Origin of the sequence: Martinezella tropici (assembly GCF_008370325.1) — a bacterium.
GTDB lineage: Bacteria > Pseudomonadota > Alphaproteobacteria > Rhizobiales > Rhizobiaceae > Rhizobium > Rhizobium tropici_B.
The window spans coordinates 630,285-649,137 of the sequence record NZ_VNIP01000006.1 but is presented as its reverse complement, the minus strand read 5'-3'; the positions used below and the strand labels follow the sequence as shown (position 1 = coordinate 649,137).

The window sequence follows — 18,853 nt, the reverse complement described above, 5'->3', positions numbered from 1 at the left end:
ATGAATATCGGTTTCGCCCCATTCCTCCCCTGGCCTATCCTAGCCGCTCTGGCGGTGCTGACGCTCGCCATTGCCGCGCTTGCGATCTTCAGGCGCCTTCGCGGCGGCTGGATCCGTGCCCTGGCAGGCATTGCCCTCTTGGCCGCGCTCGCCAATCCCGTGCTGATGCAGGAGGATCGCGAGCAGCTGACGACCATCGTCCCAATCGTGGTCGACCGCAGTCTAAGCCAGCAGACACCGGAACGCTCCAAGATGACGGATGACGCTCTGGCGATGCTCAAAGACCGGTTGGCACAATTCCCGCGCATGGAGCCGCGCATCGTCGAGGTGCGCGATCCGGCGGAAGCAGAATCTCCATCGACGCGGCTTTTCTCGGCGCTGTCCTCGGCAATCGCGGACGTGCCGCCCGCCCGCATCGGCGGCGCCATCTTCCTCACCGACGGCCAGATCCATGATATCCCCGGTGTCAACCAGCAACTCGGCTTCGACGCACCCATCCACGGGCTGATCACAGGCAAGCCGGGCGAATTCGATCGCCGCATCGAAATCGTGCGCGCGCCTCGCTTCGGCATCGTCAACGACGAGCAACAGCTCGTCTTTCGTGTCGTTGACGATGGCAAGAGCCCAGGTGTCACGGCAGCGGTCACGGTCAAGATGAACGGTGACGAAATCGCCACGCTGCAGGCAACGCCCGGCCAGGACACGCCCTTCAGCTTCAAGGTGCCCCGCGCCGGCAACAATGTCCTCGAATTCGCCGTCGCCGAGGTGCCTGGCGAGGTCACGGCGATCAACAATCGCACCGTCCAGCTGATCGAAGGCATCCGTCAGAACATGCGTGTTCTGCTCGTCTCGGGTGAGCCGCATGCCGGCGAGCGCGCCTGGCGCAACCTTCTGAAATCGGACGCCTCGGTCGATCTCGTGCACTTCACCATCCTGCGTCCGCCGGACAAGCAGGATGGCACCCCGATCAACGAATTGTCGCTGATCGCCTTCCCGACGCGCGAGCTTTTCGTCGACAAGATCAATTCTTTCGACCTGATCATTTTCGATCGCTACCAGGACCGTCAGAACGTCCTGCCGACGATTTATTATGATTACATGGCGCAATATGTCGAAAACGGCGGCGCCCTGCTCGTAGCCGCTGGTCCGGAACATGCCGGCGGCAGTTCGATCGCGCTGACGCCGCTAGCTTCCGTGCTCCCAGCCGAGCCGACGGGCCAGATGATCGAGAAGGCCTTCTATCCGCGTCTGTCGGACCAGGGCCGGAAGCATCCCGTGACACGCGGCCTGGATGGATCCGACACCGAGCCGCCGCATTGGGGCCGCTGGTTCCGCAGCGTCGATGTCGAACGGCCGCAGGGACAGACCGTGATGGTCGGCGCGAATAACAGTCCCTTGCTGGTGCTGAACCGCGTTAGCCAGGGCCGTGTCGCCATGCTGCTTTCCGACGAAGGCTGGCTCTGGGCGCGCGGCTTCGAAGGCGGTGGTCCGCACGTGTCGCTCTATCGCCGCATCGCCCATTGGCTGTTGAAGGAGCCGGCGCTGGAGGAGGAAGCTCTGACGGCAAACGCCGCCGGCCGCACGCTGCAGGTGACGCGCCAGACCATTGGCAACGATCCCGGCCCCGCCACGATCAAATCGCCATCCGGCAGGACGCAGACCTTGCCGCTGAAGCAGACGCAGCCGGGTCTCTATCAGGCCGAAAAACACATGGATGAAATCGGGCTCTATCAGATCGCCAACGGCAATCTGTCGACGCTTGTCCATATCGGCGCCATCGATGCTCCAGAATTCAAGGCGATGATCTCGACGGCCGAGACGCTGAAGCCGCTGGCGCAGAAGACCAAGGGTGTCGTCACCCGGGTTGCCGGCGCCAATGCCGGCGTCACCGTACCGCAGGTCCTGCCGGTGCGCGGCGCCGTTCGCGTCGCCGACAACCAGCGCCTGACCATCCGCATGACCGACGAAACCGTGCTGAAGGGCATCAATACCCTGCCCCTGTTTGCGGGTTTTGCCGGCCTTGCCGCCCTCCTCTTTGCCTTCTCCGCCACATGGTGGCGCGAAGGACGGTGACCGTGATGAAAATTGACGTGACCGATGCCCCAAGCGAAAGCGAACTCGCGGCCATCGGCGAGGGATTGACCGCCTTCAATGCCGCCGATGTCGGTCCCTCCGAGCGCCGTCCCCTAGCGGTTCTGATCCGCGACGAGACCGGCAAGACCATTGGCGGGATTTCCGGCTACACCGCCTGGGGATGGCTGTTCACCGCATGGCTCTTCGTGCCGGAAAGCCTGCGTGGGCAGGGCATGGCCGGAAAGCTGCTGGACGCGGCGGAAACGGAGGCAAGCGCGCGCGGCTGCTTTGGAGCCTGGATCGATACGTTCAATCCTCAGGCATTGCGGGCTTATCAAAGACAGGGCTATGCGATTTTCGGTGAATTGCCGGATTTCCCCGCTGGCAGAAGCCGCTTCTTCCTGCAGAAGAAGCTATCGCCCCGCTGATACCTGGCGGGGCAATAGTTTTCGTTTTCAACGCAAAGCCTTAAACGGCGATCGCGGTCAATTGCATGCCGTCGTCCTCGTCCTCGTCTTCCGTCGTAACAGCCTGAGCCGAATCATCGCGCCATGCGATCGAGCCGTGCAGCCGCGCATGCACGTCGGCTACGGTTGGGACGACCAACACCCGATTGGGATCGACGGGACCGGGGAAAGTCAGCGCATTATAGGCAACCTTCTCAAAGCCGAGCGGGCCATAGTAAGGTGGATCGCCGACGAGGATAATGGCTTCCGAACCCTTGCGCCTGGCGGCCTCGACGGCAATCCGCACGAGCTCGCGGCCGATGCCCTTGTTCTTGTGGGAGGGGCGTACGGCAAGCGGGCCGAGCAGATGGCCCTTGACCGATCCGGCAAGCACCGGCGTCATCCGCACGGAGGCGATCGTCTCGCCATCGTCGGCGCAGATGAAGGACAGAGAACGGTCATGCGGCCCCTGTTCGCGAATGCGAGCCGCAGCGCGCGTAAACCGGCCCGGGCCGAACGCTTCTTCGTTGATGATTTCGATGACGGCGTCGTGCGACGCATCCTCAGTGAGGTAGACCAGATCGTGCTTGTACATTAGACCAGTGAAACCAGATAGACGGCCATATTGTTCCCGAAAGCGCTCGTGGAGCGTTCAAGATCATCGGCGTCGTCGCAGGCTTCTGGCTACTTTCATGACAAGGGTCCTTAAACTGTGAAAAGCCGGATAGCAGGAAATATCCGGCGCGTCCAATGCAAAATACATGATGGCGTTTATTGATGCGAGATCGTGTCCACATCCTGGCTTTCCACGCATAACGCCGGCGTCCGAAGCGTGCCCGCCATGCATGCGACGCAGTGTTCATCATTTACCGCCTCGAAATCCAGCGGACATGCCGTATCTCTTCTGTAAATTGTCAGCAGTTTTCCCGAAAGGATCGAGCAATGGGCATGTTGGTGGACGGCGTCTGGCATGACGTCTGGTACGATACCAAAGAAACGAAGGGCCATTTCAAGCGCGCCGCGTCGCAGTTCCGCAACTGGGTGACCGCGGATGGCAGCGCTGGCCCGACCGGCACCGGCGGCTTCAAAGCAGAAGCTGGGCGCTATCATCTCTATGTATCGCTCGCCTGCCCCTGGGCGCACCGAACCCTGATTTTCCGCAAGCTGAAGAAGCTTGAGGAGCTGATCTCCGTCTCGATCGTCGATCCGCTGATGTTAGAAAATGGCTGGGAATTCAAAGGGAAGGACGGAGGCACGGTCGACCATCTCTTCGGCGCGGGCAAGCTCTGGGAGGTCTATGTCAAGGCCGATCCAAATTATTCCGGCCGGGTGACCGTTCCCGTTCTCTGGGACAAGCAGACCGGTACGATCGTCAACAACGAATCGGCCGAAATCATCCGCATGTTCAATACCGCCTTCGATGGCTTGACCGGCTCAAAGGCGAATTTCTATCCCGCCGATCTCAGCGCCGATATCGATGCGTTGAACGAGCAGGTTTACGACACAGTCAACAATGGCGTCTACAAGGCCGGCTTTGCGACAGCCCAGGAAGCCTACGGGGAAAGTGCCCGACGCCTCTTCGAAACCCTCGATATGCTGGACCAGCGGCTTTCGACGAAGCGCTATCTGTTCGGAGACCGGCTGACAGAAGCCGACTGGCGGCTGTTCACGACGCTCGTCCGCTTCGATGCCGTCTATGTCGGCCATTTCAAATGCAACATCCGCCGCATCGCCGATTATGCCAACCTCTCGGCCTATCTGCGGGACCTCTATCAGATTGCCGGCGTTGCCGAGACGGTGAACCTGACGCATATCAAGAACCACTATTATCGCAGCCACAAGACGATCAATCCGACAGGCATCGTGCCGATCGGCCCCGATCTGGACTTCGATCGTCCGCATGGCCGCGAGCGATTGGCAAAAGCCGCGTGACTTGAATGCCGGTGGCTACCAGTGATTGGAAGGAGCTTCCGCTCCTTCCAATTCTCTCAGCCTGCGACAGGTTGCCTTCGTTGTTCCGGGCGGCAGCGCATCGAGCGCAAAGAAGCCGCTTTCGACGATCTCGCGATCCGGCTTGCGCGGCGCGGTCTGGGTGACCTCGACACGATAGAAAACGACGTGGTCCCGTTTGCTGGTGCGATTGTTGAAATAGACGTGGAAGAGCTGCGGCTTGCCCGAAATCACCAGATTGCCTTCCTCGCGCAGCTCCTTCTCGAGCGCCTGCTCCACCGTCTCATGACGCTCGACGCCGCCACCGGGCATATGCCAGCCGGCGATATAGGAATGCCGCACCAGGAAAACTCTCCCCTCCCCATCGAAGCAGGCGGCGCGCACGCCAAGCGTCATGCTGCGCGTCAGGCCGAAATAGACATGCAGCGCCCGGCCGAACAACCGCACCGCCAAACTCTGCTTTTCGTCCCTCGAAATCTCGTCGCTCATGCGTGAAACCCAATACCCCGATCCGCAATGACGTTGGGGATGTATTTGTTTTGACAATAGAGTGGGCTATGTCTCATCCCATGTTCAAGCTCGCGCATATTTCCGATGTTCACCTTGGTCCGCTGCCACGCCTTTCGATCAGAGAACTCGCCTCCAAACGCATTACCGGATTTGTGAACTGGCACCGGAACCGGCGCAAGCACCTTTTTGGCGGTACGCTCGATCTCCTTCTTGACGACATCAAGGCGAAGCAGGCCGATCATCTGGCCGTAACCGGCGATCTCGTCAATCTTGCGAGCGGCATGGAGATCCAGACCGCAGCCGCGTGGCTGAAGACAGTCGGCGATCCCTTTCATACCTCCGTCGTTCCCGGCAATCACGATGCCTATGTGCCCGGCGCATATGAAAAGTCCATGCGCGCCTGGTATCCCTATGTCAGGGGCGACCGCGCTCCGGCCGAATGGCAGCAAGACCAGCGCATTTTTCCCTATATGCGCATCCGGGATCAGGTAGCGCTGATCGGCTGCTCGACCGCCGTCGCCACGCCGCCTTTTGCCGCCAGCGGCTTCTATTCCGCCCGCCAGGCGCGCGAGACGGTGAACATTCTGCGCGCGGCCGGAGATGCGGGGCTCTTTCGCGTGGTCATGATCCATCACCCGCCGATTCGCGGCGCGACCAGCTTCTACAAGCGCATGATCGGCATCCGCCGCTTCGCGGCGGTCCTCTCGACGGGCGGCGCGGAGCTGGTCCTGCATGGGCACACGCATCTCAACACCTTGCATTGGCTGCGCGGCCAGATGGGCCTGGTGCCGATCGTCGGGATCGCTTCCGCCTCGCAAGGAGTTGGCGGCTTGAAGCCGCGCGCTGCCTACAATCTCTTTACGATCGACGGTCGTCCGGGCGCCTGGGAGTTGAAGGCCGAACGCTACAGCCTCAACGACAACGGCGATGGTGTCGATCCGGAAGGCATCGATATTCTGGCGACATGATCGGCATTTTAGGATGTCACGCGCATCGTTTCGTTGGCGTTTTCTAAGATACGGAGCTACAATCGTGCTATCGGAATCCTGGGAGGATTGGATGGGTTTCAAGGCCGCGATGAAAAGCTCCTCGACTGTGGCGATCGCTGCCGGATTCTTGTTTGCCGCCAGCCTGCAGGCCGTCGCCGCCGGCTCCGAAAGTGACGAAACGGCCCCGCCACCTAAGAGCAACACCACGACCAAATGCACTGACGGCAAGGTTTGGGACAAAGACAAGAAGGAATGCGTAAAGCCGAAGCAAAGCGGCTTCAATGACGATCAGCTCTTCCAGGCGGCGCGGGAATTCGCCTATGCGGGCCAGTATGATAACGCCATCACCGTCTTGAAGCTCGCAAGGGACCAGGACGATCCCCGCATCCTCAATTATCTCGGTTATGCCAATCGCAAGGCGGGCAGAATGGAGCTCGGCATGAGCTACTATCGCAAGGCCCTGCAGCGCGATGAGAATTATATCCTCGCGCGCTCCTATATGGGACAGGCCCTTCTCGAGCAGGGCGATGTTCAGGGCGCGCGCGTCCAGCTGGTCGAGATCCGCGATCGCGGCGGCGAAAACACCTGGGCTTATCGCTCGCTGCTGCAATCGCTCAAGGGCCAGATCACCTATTGAGGCAGTGTGGGTCAGCGCATACGCAGATCACCGCCCAGAGAAAGACAGTTAAGTGCGAGTGTTTTGAAGGCTTGCGAAACGGCACGGAAATGGTTCATACCAACACAGGACGAACATTCTGCTCGCATCACCTTTTCCAAGGGAAAGATCACTATTTGCGGAAGCACGTCGTCCATGTGATAACCTCCAACGCTTCTTTGGAAAGACCATGCCAACGCCGGTAGCAGCCATCGATATCAGACGCGATCTGGTCGGCCTTCTTCCGAAGCTTCGCCGCTTCGCGGTGACGCTGACCGGCGATCTGACCGAGGCGGACGAGCTCGTCCAGAGCGTCTGTCAGCGCGGCATCGCCAAGTTCCATCTGTGGAACAGCGGCGGCAAGCTGGAGAGCTGGCTCTACACCATGGCTCGGCATCAATGGGTCGACGAAGCGCGGCGCCACAAACTGCGCCCTGCCGGCAAGGGCAATGCCCTGGAACAGGGCGACCCGGCATCCGGAACACATTTAAATCCGGTTGAAGCCGGAGAAGCGCATCGCCTCGTCACATCTTTGCCCGAAGGACTTGCCAGTGTCTTCCTGCTGGTCGATGTCGAAGGGCACAGCTATAAGCAGGCGGCCGATATCCTCGGCATTCCGCTGTCGGCGGTGATGTCGCGACTCTCCAGCGCTCGTCTTTACCTTGCCTCTCAAGGTCACAGTCGCTCGCCTCGAAGGTTTTAAGCATTGCAGGACATGAAAAAAACGCCGCTCGAAGTCCGCTTGTCCGCCTTCATGGATGGCGAAACGAGCCGAGAAGAAAAAGAAGAGCTGGAAAAGCTCATCGCTTCCGATCCGAATGCACAGCGCATATTCGATGAGCTGAGGCACGGTTCCGATGTCGGCCGCAAGGCTTTCGACGAGGTTTTGAAAGAGCCCGTGCCGCTTGCGCTCGTTCGTTCCATCAAGAGCGCCCAGCCTCCGAAGACTCGCGACCCTTCTCCCCGTCTCGCCAGGCCATCCCTGAAATTGGCGCCGAACGGCAGGCAGTCGCTGGCGGCAGCCCTGATCCTCTTCGCGGTCGGCGGCGGCATCGGCTATCTTCTGGGCACGCAACCTGCCAATGCGCCGGAGGCGGCACCCGTCACCCCGGCCCAGGTCGCGACGCGAAACTGGCTGGATGACATAGCCGCCTATCATCGCATCTATTCGCGCCAGCCGCGCCATATGGTCGAACTGCAGGCGAGCGAACTGGATGAAATAAGCAAGTGGCTGGGCAGCACGGTCGGCGTCAAATTCAATTTCCCGGATCTGGCCGCCGATGGCCTTGTCTTCCAGGGCGCGCGCATGTTCATCGCCGGCGGCAAGCCCGTCGGCCAGCTGATCTACAAGAACCTCGATGGCGATGTCGTCGCCGTCTGCTTTACCAAAGCCGACGGCGTCGCCAACGACACCGATTTCAGCGAGACCATCAAGGACGATATCAGCATCGTATCCTGGCATCGCGATGGCGCGACCTACGCCGTCGTCGGTCCTTCCTCGGATGCGATGCTTGACCAGATCGCCAACAGGGTATCGTCGGAGATCTGACCGCCCCCTCTCCTTCTTTGCAGCTTGCGGCCGAACGCTCGCCGATGGATAATGATCCTGCGGCAATCATACGAGTCCGATATTCTTGCTGGAGTTTCGACATGTCCGACGTTCTGCTGACCATTCCGGAAATCGACAGGCGCATTGCGGTGATAAGGGAAAATCTTCGCGAGCTGATCGAGCAGGCCGCCGCCTTCTCCGGCGCAGCCGACGAAGAACGGACGTCGGAGCGGATTGCCGAACAGGAAGAAGAGCTCGAGCGCCTGACAAAGCAACGCGATGAGCTTACCAAGGGCAAACCCTGAGCAAGAGACACCACTGAAGCACATGTCCCGGACGATTTCGAAGCAGGCCGCTTGGGCGCGGATGGCGCTATGAGTCGCAACGCTGAACGATGACGGTACAATTGCTGCTGACATTGGCGCCGATACACGCTATAGAGGTTGCAGCGACCTATGAGGAGAGCACTCGGATGAAAAATCACGGCACAGGAAATCACCGCTGAAAAGCAGTGCCGTGAAGGGCTGCTTTATCGGCCCGATCATCAGATTGCTATCTTTCGCCCGCGGAGGGCACTCATGTTTCGTCGCTTTGAAGAGCTTGTCGATCCATTTCAGGATCATGACGGGCCCCAACCACCATCCAACGCCCGGCACTATCTCCTAACCAATCTTCGCCCGTTCCGCACGGTCATGGCGATGAGCCTCAGCCTGACCGTGATCGGCGCCGTCATCGAGATCTGGCTCATCGGCTATTCCAGCCGGCTGGTGGATAATCTGGCCATCGCTCACCGGGAGGATTTCTGGGCATCCGAAGGGTTGGGCCTGCTCGCTGCGGCCGCCCTTGTGCTGATCGGACGGCCCCTTGCCGGATATCTCCGCGAAAGCCTTGATGACATCGCATTCCGGCCGAATGCCGAGACCTTGTTTCGCTGGCGCGCCCATCGTCACGTCCTTCGGCAATCCGTCGGCTGGTTTCGCCAGGATTTTTCCGGTCGCATTGCCAGCCAGGTGCGCGACATCGGTACAGCGGCAACAGGCGCCGCCTATGCCGTGCTGCACACGCTGTCTTTCGTCACAATCTACGTGGCCGGCTCGCTCTGGCTGATGGCCTCGATCGACCCGCGCCTGATTTGGCCCCTCGCCGTCTGGCTCCTCTGCTATCTCGGCCTGATGGCCTATGTCATCCCTCGCCTGCAGAAGGCTTCCGCGCAATACCAGGGAGCCTATGCCGAATTGACGGGCATGCTGGTGGACAGCTATGCCAATATCGACCTCATCAAGCTTTTTGCCGATGCCAAGGCGGAAGACAAAGAAGCCCGTCGTCGTTTCTCTCAAACGCGCGAAACATTCGTCCGGGTGCAGAGGCTCGAAGTGCTTGTCAATTCGAGCATGCTCTTCCTCGGCAGCTTCCTCATCGTCGCGCTCGTTGGCTATGCCGTCGTCCTCTGGCAATCCGGCGGCGCGCAGCTGGGGCTGATCGCGGCATCGCTCGCGCTGAGTTTCCGCATAACCGGCATGGCCGAATGGATGCTGGATGCGGTCTCCTCGCTCTTCGCCCATCTCGGCGCCATGCGGCAATCACTGTTGACCGTCTCGCAGCCGCTCGCGATTACCGATGCGCCGGACGCCAAACCGCTTGCCATCACCAAGGGCGAGATCGTCTTCCGGCAGATCACTCATCACTACGGCAAGGGAGATGGCGGGCTGGACGGCGTTTCGCTTCGAATTGCGGCAGGCCAGAAGGTCGGCCTTGTCGGCCGCTCCGGCACCGGCAAATCGACGCTGGTCAATCTGCTGCTTCGCTTCTTCGATCCGGAGGGCGGCATCGTCGAAATCGATGGGCAGGATGTTCGGCAGGTGACGCAGGATAGTCTGCGCCGGCAGATTGCCGTGGTCGGCCAGGAGGCATCGCTCCTTCACCGCTCCATCCGCGATAACATCGCCCATGGCAACCCTCGCTTCACGGAGGATACTATTCTCGCTTCGGCCGAGAAAGCGGCCGCGAGCGGCTTCATAGCAAAGCTGCGGGATCAGCAGGGACGCACGGGCTTCGACGCCCATGCCGGCGAACGCGGCGTCCAGCTCTCCGGCGGTCAAAGGCAACGCGTGGCGATCGCCCGCGCCATCCTCAGGGATGCCCCGATCCTGGTGCTCGACGAGGCAACCTCCGCCCTCGATTCGGAAGTCGAAGCCGAAATCCAGGATACGCTTTATGGCATCATGGAAGACAAGACCGTGATCGCCATTGCGCATCGCCTGTCGACCATCGCGCGTATGGACCGCATCGTCGTGCTGGACCAAGGACGTATCGTCGAAGACGGCACGCATTCGGAGCTGATCGCCCGAAACGGCATCTACGCGACACTGTGGTCCCATCAATCCGGCGGCTTCATCGAAGATGACGAGCCGGCAGTCGACTGACGCGCAACAAAAAGTCCCCTCGAAATGAACTGCCCCCCGAAAGTTGGACACCAACCTTCGGGGGGCAGTTCAGGATCGGGGGGCTTTTTTAAATCAGCAGTGCAGAGGCCGTTTCAGCCTTACGCCGCCTTTATGGCGAGCACACGGTTCGCCGCCGAGACGATCGCCTCGAGAGACGCCGCGACGATATTGGTGTTGATGCCGGCACCGAAGAGCTTACCGCCCGGATAGGAGACCTCGACATAGGAGATCGCCGAAGCGTTGGAGCCATGCTGCAGCGAGTGCTCGGAATAATCCTCGACGGACATCGGGATGCCGAGATAGATCGAGAGCGCATTGATGAAGCCGTCGATCGGGCCGTTGCCCCTGCCCTCGATGCGCTTCACCTCGCCATTATCGGTGATTTCGGCCGCGACGATGCGCTGCCCCCTGTGCTCGGGGTCGGCGAAGGTGTGATGGTCGGCGAAGCGGAGCCGCGCATCGGGCTGGGTCACATAACGCTCGATGAAATGCTCATAGATACGCTTGGACGGCAATTCCTTGCCTTCTTCGTCGGTGATGCGCTGGATCTCCTCGCGATATTCCACCTGGAGATTGCGCGGCAGGTTCAGGCCGTAGTCCTGCTGCATGATGTAGGCGATGCCGCCCTTGCCGGACTGCGAGTTGATGCGGATGATCGCCTCATAGGTGCGGCCGACATCCTGCGGGTCGATCGGCAGATAAGGCACTTCCCAGATGGGATCGTTGGCGACCTTGGCGGCCTTCATACCCTTGTTGATCGCATCCTGGTGCGAACCGGAGAAGGCCGTGTAGACCAGCTCGCCGACGTAAGGATGACGCTCGCCGATCGCCATCTGGTTGGAATATTCGAAGACTTCCTTCATGCGCTCGATGTTGGAGCAATCGAGCTCCGGATCGACGCCCTGCGTGAACATGTTCAATGCCATGGTGACGACATCGACATTGCCGGTGCGCTCGCCATTGCCGAACAATGTGCCTTCGACGCGATCGGCGCCCGCCATCAGCGCCAGCTCGGCGGCAGCGATGCCCGTGCCTCGGTCATTGTGCGGATGCAGCGAGATGATCAGGTTTTCGCGGTTGTCCAGATTGCGGCACATCCATTCGATCTGGTCGGCATAGACGTTCGGCGTCGCCATTTCGACTGTCGACGGCAGGTTGATGATCAGCTTGTTGTCAGGCGTCGGCTTCATGACGTCGATGACGGCGTTGCAGATTTCCAGCGCCACATCCAGCTCGGTGCCGGTGAAGCTCTCCGGCGAATATTCGAAGCGATAGCCGCCGCCTGCCTTGGCAGCCATGTCGCTAATCATCTTGGCCGCATCGACGGCGATCTGCTTGATGCCCTGTACATCCTTGGCAAACACCACGCGGCGCTGCAATTCGCTGGTGGAATTGTAGAAGTGGACGATCGGCTTGTTGGCGCCTTCCAGCGCCTCGAACGTGCGGGTGATCAATTCCGGACGGCACTGGACGAGAACCTGCAGCGACACATCATCAGGCACGTTGCCCTGCTCGATACACCAGCGGGCGAAATCGAAATCGGTCTGCGAAGCCGAGGGGAATCCGATCTCGATTTCCTTGAAGCCCATATCCAGCAACAGCTGGAACATGCGCGCCTTGCGATCATGGCCCATCGGATCGACGAGCGCCTGATTGCCGTCGCGCAGGTCGACCGAGCACCAGATCGGCGCCTTGGTGATCACCTTGGACGGCCAGGTCCGGTCGGGAATATTGATTTGGGGATAGGCGCGGTATTTTACCGCTGCTTCGGGCATGCCTTTGGGGGAATGGCTGTTCGCGTCCATGGTCTCGTCTCTTCCTTTCCCGTCATTTTATCCCGCGTCTTAGCCGATCGGATGCGGCTTGGCGATGATAAATGCGGACCCTTTGCGGGTATGCTGTCGATTTTAGGGTAAGTCGCGAGGAGCGATGGCCAGCGGGCTTTTCGGCCGCCGGGCGCTCCTCAAAGGACCCGGCAACCGCGCGTAAGGCCGAGGAGGAGAAGCGAAGTAAGGGCGCGCGTATTGTCACGCAGGGCAATGCGCCCACGTGCAATCTGCTCAGAAATCTTTGCGCCTGTCAGCTTCATGGCCGCGCTTATAGCCGCCGGATCAAAAAGAAGCAACCCCCTGCTCACTTCTTCAGCATCTGCACGCCGCGCGACAGCGCCAGCATCAATCCGCCGGCAATCAGTCCCCAGAAAGCGCCGGAAATCCCGCCGAAGGAAACGCCTGATGCGGTCACCAGAAAAGTGATGGCGGCGGCTTCGCGGGATTCCGGCTGCTGGAAGGCGTTCAAGGCAGAGTTGGACAGCGCGCCGACAAGCGCCAGGCCGGCCACCGCCTCGATGAGAACAGGCGGCGCGAGCGCCACGAAAGCCGTCACCGCGCTCGCCAGCAATCCGAAGACGATATAACCGGCTCCTGCGACGATCGCCGCCCAATAGCGCCGCTTGGGATCGGCATGCGCATCCTGTCCGGCGCACATGGCGGCCGTGATGGCTGCAAGATTGACCGCGTGGCCGCCAAAAGGAACGGCAAGAAGCGAGAAAACACCTGTCACGGCAAACAGCGGACCCGGCTTCGGATCATAATCATGCACCTTCAGCACGGCGATACCGGGAATGTTCTGCGACGCCATCGTCACGATGAACAGCGGCAGCGCAATGGACACGATGCCGGCAAGCGTGAAGACCGGCTTCACGAATTCGACCGTCGGCAGCAGCGATTGTTCCAGCGACGCGAACGCGCCGTCCGGTATCTTGACGCCGAAGGCCAGCACCAGCGCAAAGGCGGCAAGTGCCGCCGGCACAGCCCAAAGCCGCTTGAACGAGCCAACGACGATCCAGGCAAGGATGATTGGCAAGCCGAAGGCAGGATTGAAGGCGATCGCCTTGACTGGCGCGAAGCAAAGGCCGAGCAGGACACCCGCCAGCATGGCGTTGGCAAGCGGCGCTGGGATCGAGGCCACCGCTCGTCCAAAAGGCCGGAACAGCCCGGCAATGACGATCAACAGACCGCAGATGAAGAACGCACCGATAGCCGCCGGAAAGCCGCCCTCGATCGCCCCTGCACTGGCGAGCAGTGCGGCTCCCGGCGTCGACCAGGCAATGCTGATGGGCAATCTCGTCACCATGCTGAGCACGATGGCGCAAACACCCATGGCGACCGAAAGCGCTGTCAGCCCCGATGCCGCCTGGGCGTCCGTGGCACCCACGACCTGCAGGCCGTGGAAGACAACCGCGAAGGAACTGGCAAAGCCGACAAAGGCCGTGAGGCATCCCATGAACAGGCTTTGGATGGAAAAATCTTTGAGCATGGCGGCGGAGACCCGGGGCGCGCGAGGATCGATTGAGCGCGCATGGAGCATCACAAGCATGGGACGTGCAAGTGCAGTTTTCGGGCGAAATGACGTCGCAAGGTCGAATCGATCGCCATATATGTCGAGCACGATTCAAATCGTGTATAAATGTGCAAATTGACTCTCTTATTTATGCACGTTAATACATGATTATGAGCAATTCACTCCCATTGTCCCGCCGGGATGTCATCGAAGCACGGCTTGCAGAGGGGCGGCAAATCATCGCCGCATCGTTGGCTGTCGAGTTCAACGTGTCCGAAGATGCCGTGCGCCGGGATCTTCGAGCGCTTGCCGCCGAGGGCAAATGCCGGCGCGTTTATGGCGGCGCCCTTCCCCTTCTGACGTCCTCGCGGCCTATCTCTGACCGGATCGGACAGGCATCCGACCGCAAAAGAGTGCTGGCGCAGGCGGCCGTCGCGATGATCGAGCCGGGCGAATTCCTGTTTCTCGACAGCGGCAGCACCAATCTCGCAATGGTCGATCTTCTGCCGAAGGACCTGGGAGCGACCATCGCGACGAATTCCATCGATATCGCCAGCGCCGTCATGAAACGCGGCGATATTCCGCTCGTTCTGATCGGCGGCGCGGTCGATCCCGTCGTCGGCGGCAGCGTCGATGCATCCGCGGTCGCGGCCATCGAAGCCATGAACATCGACCGCTGCTTCCTGGGTGTCTGCGCCGTTTCCGCAAGAAACGGCATCAGCGTGTACGAACATGCGGACGCGATCTTCAAACGGACGCTCCTCAAGAGAAGCGCGGCTCGCATCGCATTGATTACCTCGGAGAAGTTTCACGAACGCGCGCCGCACCGGATCGGCGGCGCTGGCGATATCGATTGGCTTGTTGTCGAGGACGATCTGCCTGCCGATGACGAGAAAGCGGCCGTCGAAGCTGGCTTCTCGCTCGTGAAGGCGAGCAACGTCACCTCATCCTCCTGATCTCGAAAGACAAGGAATAACCATGCAATCCACGGATCGGCCGGAAACCCGGCTGGCAACACGACTTGCTTTTCTGGTCGGGGGTTTTGCCCTCGCCTGCTGGGCTCCGCTCGTCCCATTCGCCAAGGCTCGCCTCGGGGTCGATGACGGCGTGCTGGGCATGCTGCTGCTTTGCCTCGGCCTGGGCTCGGTGGCGGCGATGCTGGCGACCGGCATGCTGAGCGCGCGATATGGCAGCAAGCCGATCATCATCGCCAGCGGCCTCGGCCTCGCGCTCACTTTGCCGACACTGGCCGTGGCCGGCACGCCGTTCACGCTCGGCATCGCGCTGGCGGCCTTCGGCGCCTGCTTGGGATCACTCGACGTTGCCATGAACATCCACGCCGTCGAGGTAGAAAAAGGCGCGGACCGGCCGCTGATGTCCGGCTTCCATGCGCTCTTCAGCATCGGCGGCTTCATCGGCTCCCTGCTCGTCACGCTATTGCTGTCGATCAAGGCCGGCCCCCTCGCCGCCACGCTTCTAAGCTCGGCCGTGATGGTCGTCGCCATGATCGTCGCATGGCCACGGCTGCTGCGGACCGTCCCAGCGGAGGACGCGCCGCTTTTCGTCATGCCACGCGGCTTCGTGCTGCTGTTGGCTGCGCTGGCAGCAATCACCTTCCTCGTCGAAGGCGCGATCCTCGATTGGAGCGCCTTGCTGCTCACCACGCAGAGCCAAGTCGATACGAGCCATGGCGGCCTCGGGTACATGCTGTTTGCGATTGCGATGACGGCGGGCCGCCTGAGTGGCGATGCCATTACCGCAAGGATCGGAGACAGGGCGGTCATGCTGTGGGGCGGCATCGTCGCGGTGGCCGGCTTTGTCATCCTCCTCCTCAGCCCGATCACGATCCTTGCCATGAGCGGTTTCCTGCTGATCGGTCTTGGCGCCGCCAACATCGTGCCGGTGCTCTTTCGCAAGGGCGGCGCGCAAAAGGTCATGCCGGCGGGCCTTGCCGTCGCAGCCATCACCATGACGGGATATGCCGGCGTGCTCGTCGGACCCGCCGGCGTCGGTTTCGCGGCGGATCATCTTGGCCTGCCCGGCGCCTTCTGGATGCTCGCTCTATTGCTTTGTGTCGCACCCCTCTGCGCCGGCATCGTTACCCGCAATCAGGAACAGGGAGAGGCAGATGCGCATCGCTCATACCGCTCTATGGACGCGTGACCTCGATGCTACAGCCGATTTCTGGAAGACCTATTTCGGCGCGACCGTCGGCGAACCCTATCAAAGCCTGCGCCGCCCGGGCTTCATCTCCCGTTTCGTCCATCTGGCCGGGAGTGGCGATCAGATCGAACTGATGACCGGCCCCTGGCTTGCCGCCGACAAGCAGAATGAGCGCATCGGCTGGGATCATATCGCCGTGTCGCTTGGAGATCGGGCATCCGTCGATGCACTGGCCGAGCGATGCCGGGCGGATGGCTGCCTGAAATCCGCGCCCCGCACGACAGGCGACGGCTTCTACGAGGCAGTCATCACGATGCCGGATGGAACGCCGGTCGAGATCACCGCTTAGGCGACGGTCGGCAAACTCCGCAGGGTTCGCAGCTCGAGCCCCCCAATTCGCCGCCCCGGAAACGTTGCAATCTCCTGGTGGCGAAGGCTGGCGGCGACTCTCCCGCCGCCAGCTCTTTCTCTTCGGTCGAAGCGAACGAATCCCGTCATCTCAAAACAAAGCCCTCGCCTGCCTTTCGGCAAGCGAGGGCGCTAAATTCGATCAAGCAAAACCCGCGTTGGATCAGATGTCCGCCTGCGAGGTCACGATGCGCGAGACCAGACCATAGGCTTTGGCTTCCTCGGCGGAGAGCCAGTAGTCGCGGTCCGTGTCCTTGGTGATCTTTTCGAGCGGCTGGCCGGTAGCTTCCGAGAAGATCTTGTTCAGGCGCTCGTTCATCTTGATGATCTCGCGTGCCTGGATTTCGATGTCGGAGGCCATGCCGCGCGTGCCGCCGGACGGTTGGTGCAGCAGGAAGCGCGTGTTCGGCAGGCAAATTCGGCGCTCTTTCGGAGCGGAGACATAGATCAGCGCACCGGCGGAAGCGACCCAGCCCGTGCCGATCATCCAGACCTTCGGCTTGATGAACTTGATCATGTCATGGATGGAATCGCCTGACTCGACGTGGCCGCCGGGCGAATTCACATAGATGCGGATGTCCTCGTCGCTGGCGGCGGCAAGGGCAACGAGCTGCGAGCAGACCTTCTGCGCCAGTTCCTGCGTGATGCCGCCATAGATGAAGATCGAACGCGACTTGAAAAGATTCGCCTCCGCGTCCTTGCCCAACGGCAGCTCGGTCTTCTTGTCTTCCTGTTCGTCTTCGTCGTTCATTCAACTCTCCAGCATGATGCGTCGTTCACCGCACATAGTGCGACTCAATGCGTAAAACAATGCCGGAAAAAGACAAGGCGGGAATAGCACATCGGAACCTGGCGTTATGGTTGCGGATTACCGAAATGTAACTTGAATGGCTTTGAAAAGCCGAGATTGGTTCCTACGTCAGATCAGCGCGGTCGAGGATCGCGCCCAGAATTTACAGCAACAGATAGCCAAGGAGGCCATCATGTCGCCTGAAGAACGTCAACTGCTCACCTCTCTCTTCGATCGCGTGCGTACCGCATCCAATACCCAGCGCGATGCCGATGCCGAGGCCTTCATCAACCAGTCGGTCCGCGACCAGCCCTATGCGCCCTATTTCCTGGCACAGGCCGTCATCATGCAGGAACAGGGCATGAAGGCTGCGGCCGATCGCATCCAGCAGCTCGAGGCGCGCGTACACGAGCTCGAGCAGCAGGGCGCCGATAATCACCAGCCGGGCCAGAGCGGCGGTTTCCTTGGCGGGATCGGCTCGCTTTTCGGTGGCGGCCAGCAGCAACGCGCCGCCGCACCGCAGGGCGGCAATCCGCAGCAGCAGGGCCGCCTTTATGACGACTATGCCCGCAATGCGCCGCAGCCTGGCCCCTGGGCCGGCCAGCCGCAACCGCAGCCGTCAGGCCCGTGGAGCCAGCAGGCAGGCGCACCTTCGGCCGGCGGCAGCTTCCTGCGTGGTGCGCTTGGCACGGCGGCCGGCGTCGCCGGTGGCGTGATGCTGGCGGAATCACTTTCCAGCCTCTTCAGCCCGCATCTGGGCGGCACTGGCGGCGGCCTTTTCGGCGGCAATGCCGGCAGCGGCCTCTTCGGGGGCACGGCAGCCAACGCAGCCGAACAGCCGGTGCAGGAGACGATCATCAACAACAACTATTTCGGCAATGACGATAATAGCGATCAGAATGATCAGAGCGCGGCCGATTACGCCCAGGATGCTGCCCAAGACGCTCAGGACGACGATTATGATGACTCGTCCTATGACAATGGCGACGACAACTCGTTTGCCTGAGCCGCAGTCTCATCGCATCTAGCAGAAAAGCCGCCATCTCCGGATGGCGGCGGCTTTTTCATTCAGCCTCGGCCGCGATAGGGCTGAACGCCCTGGTCCGGCAGCCAAACGCCTTCCGGCGGCTTGCCGGTCTGCCAGAAAACGTCGATCGGAATGCCGCCGCGCGGATACCAGTAGGCACCGATGCGCAGCCACTTCGGCTGCAGCAGATCCACCAGGCGCTTAGCAATATAGATCGAACAATCCTCGTGGAATGCGCCGTGATTGCGGAAGGAATGCAGGAAGAGCTTCAGCGACTTCGATTCGACCAGCCATTCGTTCGGAATATAGTCAATGACGATATGGGCGAAATCCGGCTGTCCCGTCATCGGGCAGAGCGAGGTGAATTCGGGCGCCGTAAAGCGCACGACATAATCGGTGCCGGCATGGCCGGACGGCACCTTCTCCAGAACGGCCTCTTCCGGATTGGTGGCCGTTTCCGTCTGGTTGCCGAGCATCGACAGGCCGGATACATCGGTCTTTGGCATC

The 18,853-nt window shown here is 60.9% G+C and carries 20 protein-coding genes; 13 read left to right on the top strand and 7 right to left on the bottom strand.

The window, feature by feature from the left end; translation table 11 throughout:
- Both FP026_RS11535 and FP026_RS11530 read left to right on the top strand, forming a co-directional pair.
- Positions 1-2,073: a hypothetical protein gene (locus FP026_RS11535; RefSeq protein ID WP_149634751.1), complete on the top strand. Its 2,073-nt coding sequence runs from the start codon at positions 1-3 to the stop codon at positions 2,071-2,073.
- A gap of 5 nt (positions 2,074-2,078) precedes the next feature.
- Complete coding sequence (locus FP026_RS11530; RefSeq protein WP_432444117.1) at positions 2,079-2,501, top strand: GNAT family N-acetyltransferase; 423 nt, start codon at positions 2,079-2,081, stop codon at positions 2,499-2,501.
- A 40-nt stretch (positions 2,502-2,541) separates the two neighbouring features.
- Here the strand turns inward: FP026_RS11530 and FP026_RS11525 are convergent, their stop codons facing one another.
- Positions 2,542-3,114 carry a GNAT family N-acetyltransferase gene (locus FP026_RS11525; RefSeq protein ID WP_149634749.1) on the bottom strand — a complete coding sequence of 191 codons (573 nt, stop codon included), beginning with the start codon at positions 3,112-3,114 and terminating at the stop codon, positions 2,542-2,544.
- A 347-nt stretch (positions 3,115-3,461) separates the two neighbouring features.
- Between FP026_RS11525 and FP026_RS11520 the strand changes: the two genes are divergently transcribed.
- Positions 3,462-4,451, top strand: coding sequence for a glutathione S-transferase family protein (locus FP026_RS11520; RefSeq protein ID WP_149634748.1), 990 nt, complete (start codon positions 3,462-3,464; stop codon positions 4,449-4,451).
- 15 nt (positions 4,452-4,466) lie between these two features.
- On the opposite strand, the gene FP026_RS11515 is transcribed toward FP026_RS11520, so the two are convergent.
- Positions 4,467-4,958 carry an NUDIX domain-containing protein gene (locus FP026_RS11515; RefSeq protein WP_149634747.1) on the bottom strand — a complete coding sequence of 164 codons (492 nt, stop codon included), beginning with the start codon at positions 4,956-4,958 and terminating at the stop codon, positions 4,467-4,469.
- 50 nt (positions 4,959-5,008) lie between these two features.
- Here FP026_RS11515 and FP026_RS11510 point away from each other — a divergent pair, with 50 nt between their 5' ends.
- Together FP026_RS11510 and FP026_RS11505 are read left to right on the top strand one after the other, a co-directional pair.
- Complete coding sequence (locus tag FP026_RS11510) at positions 5,009-5,947, top strand: metallophosphoesterase family protein (RefSeq protein ID WP_149634746.1); 939 nt, start codon at positions 5,009-5,011, stop codon at positions 5,945-5,947.
- 91 nt (positions 5,948-6,038) lie between these two features.
- Positions 6,039-6,605: a tetratricopeptide repeat protein gene (locus FP026_RS11505; protein WP_149634745.1), complete on the top strand. Its 567-nt coding sequence runs from the start codon at positions 6,039-6,041 to the stop codon at positions 6,603-6,605.
- Between the two features lie 11 nt (positions 6,606-6,616).
- Here the strand turns inward: FP026_RS11505 and FP026_RS30190 are convergent, their stop codons facing one another.
- Positions 6,617-6,781 carry a hypothetical protein gene (locus FP026_RS30190; protein WP_188112552.1) on the bottom strand — a complete coding sequence of 55 codons (165 nt, stop codon included), beginning with the start codon at positions 6,779-6,781 and terminating at the stop codon, positions 6,617-6,619.
- Positions 6,782-6,813: 32 nt separating this feature from the next.
- On the opposite strand from FP026_RS30190, the gene FP026_RS11500 reads away from it, so the two are divergent.
- The 4 genes from FP026_RS11500 (at position 6,814) to FP026_RS11485 (ending at position 10,595) form a co-directional block, all read left to right on the top strand.
- Entirely contained in the window at positions 6,814-7,326 is a 513-nt protein-coding gene (locus tag FP026_RS11500; RefSeq protein ID WP_149634744.1) for an RNA polymerase sigma factor, read from the top strand.
- Between the two features lie 3 nt (positions 7,327-7,329).
- Positions 7,330-8,172: an anti-sigma factor family protein gene (locus FP026_RS11495; RefSeq protein WP_188112551.1), complete on the top strand. Its 843-nt coding sequence runs from the start codon at positions 7,330-7,332 to the stop codon at positions 8,170-8,172.
- A gap of 101 nt (positions 8,173-8,273) precedes the next feature.
- Entirely contained in the window at positions 8,274-8,477 is a 204-nt protein-coding gene (locus FP026_RS11490; RefSeq protein ID WP_149634742.1) for a hypothetical protein, read from the top strand.
- Between the two features lie 273 nt (positions 8,478-8,750).
- Positions 8,751-10,595 (top strand): ABC transporter ATP-binding protein, encoded by a 1,845-nt coding sequence (locus FP026_RS11485; RefSeq protein ID WP_149634741.1) that lies wholly within the window; start codon positions 8,751-8,753, stop codon positions 10,593-10,595.
- Between the two features lie 119 nt (positions 10,596-10,714).
- Here FP026_RS11485 and leuA read toward each other — a convergent pair whose 3' ends face one another.
- Both leuA and FP026_RS11475 read right to left on the bottom strand, forming a co-directional pair.
- A complete protein-coding gene (gene leuA / locus FP026_RS11480) occupies positions 10,715-12,421 on the bottom strand; it encodes a 2-isopropylmalate synthase (protein ID WP_149634740.1) in 1,707 nt (568 codons plus the stop codon).
- A gap of 328 nt (positions 12,422-12,749) precedes the next feature.
- A complete protein-coding gene (locus tag FP026_RS11475; RefSeq protein WP_432444116.1) occupies positions 12,750-13,985 on the bottom strand; it encodes a benzoate/H(+) symporter BenE family transporter in 1,236 nt (411 codons plus the stop codon).
- A gap of 143 nt (positions 13,986-14,128) precedes the next feature.
- Here FP026_RS11475 and FP026_RS11470 point away from each other — a divergent pair, with 143 nt between their 5' ends.
- From FP026_RS11470 to FP026_RS11460, 3 genes are read left to right on the top strand one after another with little or no spacing between them, the layout of a single operon-like run.
- Positions 14,129-14,914: a DeoR/GlpR family DNA-binding transcription regulator gene (locus tag FP026_RS11470; protein WP_149634738.1), complete on the top strand. Its 786-nt coding sequence runs from the start codon at positions 14,129-14,131 to the stop codon at positions 14,912-14,914.
- A gap of 22 nt (positions 14,915-14,936) precedes the next feature.
- Complete coding sequence (locus FP026_RS11465) at positions 14,937-16,121, top strand: MFS transporter (RefSeq protein WP_149634737.1); 1,185 nt, start codon at positions 14,937-14,939, stop codon at positions 16,119-16,121.
- Positions 16,087-16,470 (top strand): VOC family protein, encoded by a 384-nt coding sequence (locus tag FP026_RS11460; protein WP_149634736.1) that lies wholly within the window; start codon positions 16,087-16,089, stop codon positions 16,468-16,470. The genes FP026_RS11465 and FP026_RS11460 overlap by 35 nt, the downstream gene beginning before the upstream one ends.
- Before the next feature lie 222 nt (positions 16,471-16,692).
- Here the strand turns inward: FP026_RS11460 and FP026_RS11455 are convergent, their stop codons facing one another.
- Positions 16,693-17,280, bottom strand: a complete 588-nt coding sequence (locus tag FP026_RS11455) for an ATP-dependent Clp protease proteolytic subunit (RefSeq protein ID WP_149634735.1) — start codon at positions 17,278-17,280, stop codon at positions 16,693-16,695.
- Positions 17,281-17,512: 232 nt separating this feature from the next.
- Here FP026_RS11455 and FP026_RS11450 point away from each other — a divergent pair, with 232 nt between their 5' ends.
- Positions 17,513-18,325, top strand: coding sequence for a DUF2076 domain-containing protein (locus FP026_RS11450; RefSeq protein ID WP_149634734.1), 813 nt, complete (start codon positions 17,513-17,515; stop codon positions 18,323-18,325).
- 62 nt (positions 18,326-18,387) lie between these two features.
- Here FP026_RS11450 and queF read toward each other — a convergent pair whose 3' ends face one another.
- A complete protein-coding gene (queF, locus tag FP026_RS11445; protein WP_149634733.1) occupies positions 18,388-18,852 on the bottom strand; it encodes a preQ(1) synthase in 465 nt (154 codons plus the stop codon).
- Position 18,853: the final 1 nt, after the last annotated feature.

What these genes read in the sequence shown, in the direction of transcription:
- FP026_RS11535 (WP_149634751.1), top strand. Translation starts at nt 1, where the DNA reads ATGAATATCGGTTTCGCCCCATTCCTCCCCTGGCCTATCCTAGCCGCT.
- FP026_RS11530 (WP_432444117.1), top strand. Translation starts at nt 2,079, where the DNA reads ATGAAAATTGACGTGACCGATGCCCCAAGCGAAAGCGAACTCGCGGCC.
- FP026_RS11525 (WP_149634749.1), bottom strand. Translation starts at nt 3,114, where the DNA reads ATGTACAAGCACGATCTGGTCTACCTCACTGAGGATGCGTCGCACGAC.
- FP026_RS11520 (WP_149634748.1), top strand. Translation starts at nt 3,462, where the DNA reads ATGGGCATGTTGGTGGACGGCGTCTGGCATGACGTCTGGTACGATACC.
- FP026_RS11515 (WP_149634747.1), bottom strand. Translation starts at nt 4,958, where the DNA reads ATGAGCGACGAGATTTCGAGGGACGAAAAGCAGAGTTTGGCGGTGCGG.
- FP026_RS11505 (WP_149634745.1), top strand. Translation starts at nt 6,039, where the DNA reads ATGGGTTTCAAGGCCGCGATGAAAAGCTCCTCGACTGTGGCGATCGCT.
- FP026_RS30190 (WP_188112552.1), bottom strand. Translation starts at nt 6,781, where the DNA reads ATGGACGACGTGCTTCCGCAAATAGTGATCTTTCCCTTGGAAAAGGTG.
- FP026_RS11500 (WP_149634744.1), top strand. Translation starts at nt 6,814, where the DNA reads ATGCCAACGCCGGTAGCAGCCATCGATATCAGACGCGATCTGGTCGGC.
- FP026_RS11490 (WP_149634742.1), top strand. Translation starts at nt 8,274, where the DNA reads ATGTCCGACGTTCTGCTGACCATTCCGGAAATCGACAGGCGCATTGCG.
- FP026_RS11485 (WP_149634741.1), top strand. Translation starts at nt 8,751, where the DNA reads ATGTTTCGTCGCTTTGAAGAGCTTGTCGATCCATTTCAGGATCATGAC.
- leuA (WP_149634740.1), bottom strand. Translation starts at nt 12,421, where the DNA reads ATGGACGCGAACAGCCATTCCCCCAAAGGCATGCCCGAAGCAGCGGTA.
- FP026_RS11475 (WP_432444116.1), bottom strand. Translation starts at nt 13,985, where the DNA reads ATGCTCCATGCGCGCTCAATCGATCCTCGCGCGCCCCGGGTCTCCGCC.
- FP026_RS11470 (WP_149634738.1), top strand. Translation starts at nt 14,129, where the DNA reads ATGAGCAATTCACTCCCATTGTCCCGCCGGGATGTCATCGAAGCACGG.
- FP026_RS11465 (WP_149634737.1), top strand. Translation starts at nt 14,937, where the DNA reads ATGCAATCCACGGATCGGCCGGAAACCCGGCTGGCAACACGACTTGCT.
- FP026_RS11460 (WP_149634736.1), top strand. Translation starts at nt 16,087, where the DNA reads ATGCGCATCGCTCATACCGCTCTATGGACGCGTGACCTCGATGCTACA.
- FP026_RS11455 (WP_149634735.1), bottom strand. Translation starts at nt 17,280, where the DNA reads ATGAACGACGAAGACGAACAGGAAGACAAGAAGACCGAGCTGCCGTTG.
- FP026_RS11450 (WP_149634734.1), top strand. Translation starts at nt 17,513, where the DNA reads ATGTCGCCTGAAGAACGTCAACTGCTCACCTCTCTCTTCGATCGCGTG.
- queF (WP_149634733.1), bottom strand. Translation starts at nt 18,852, where the DNA reads ATGCCAAAGACCGATGTATCCGGCCTGTCGATGCTCGGCAACCAGACG.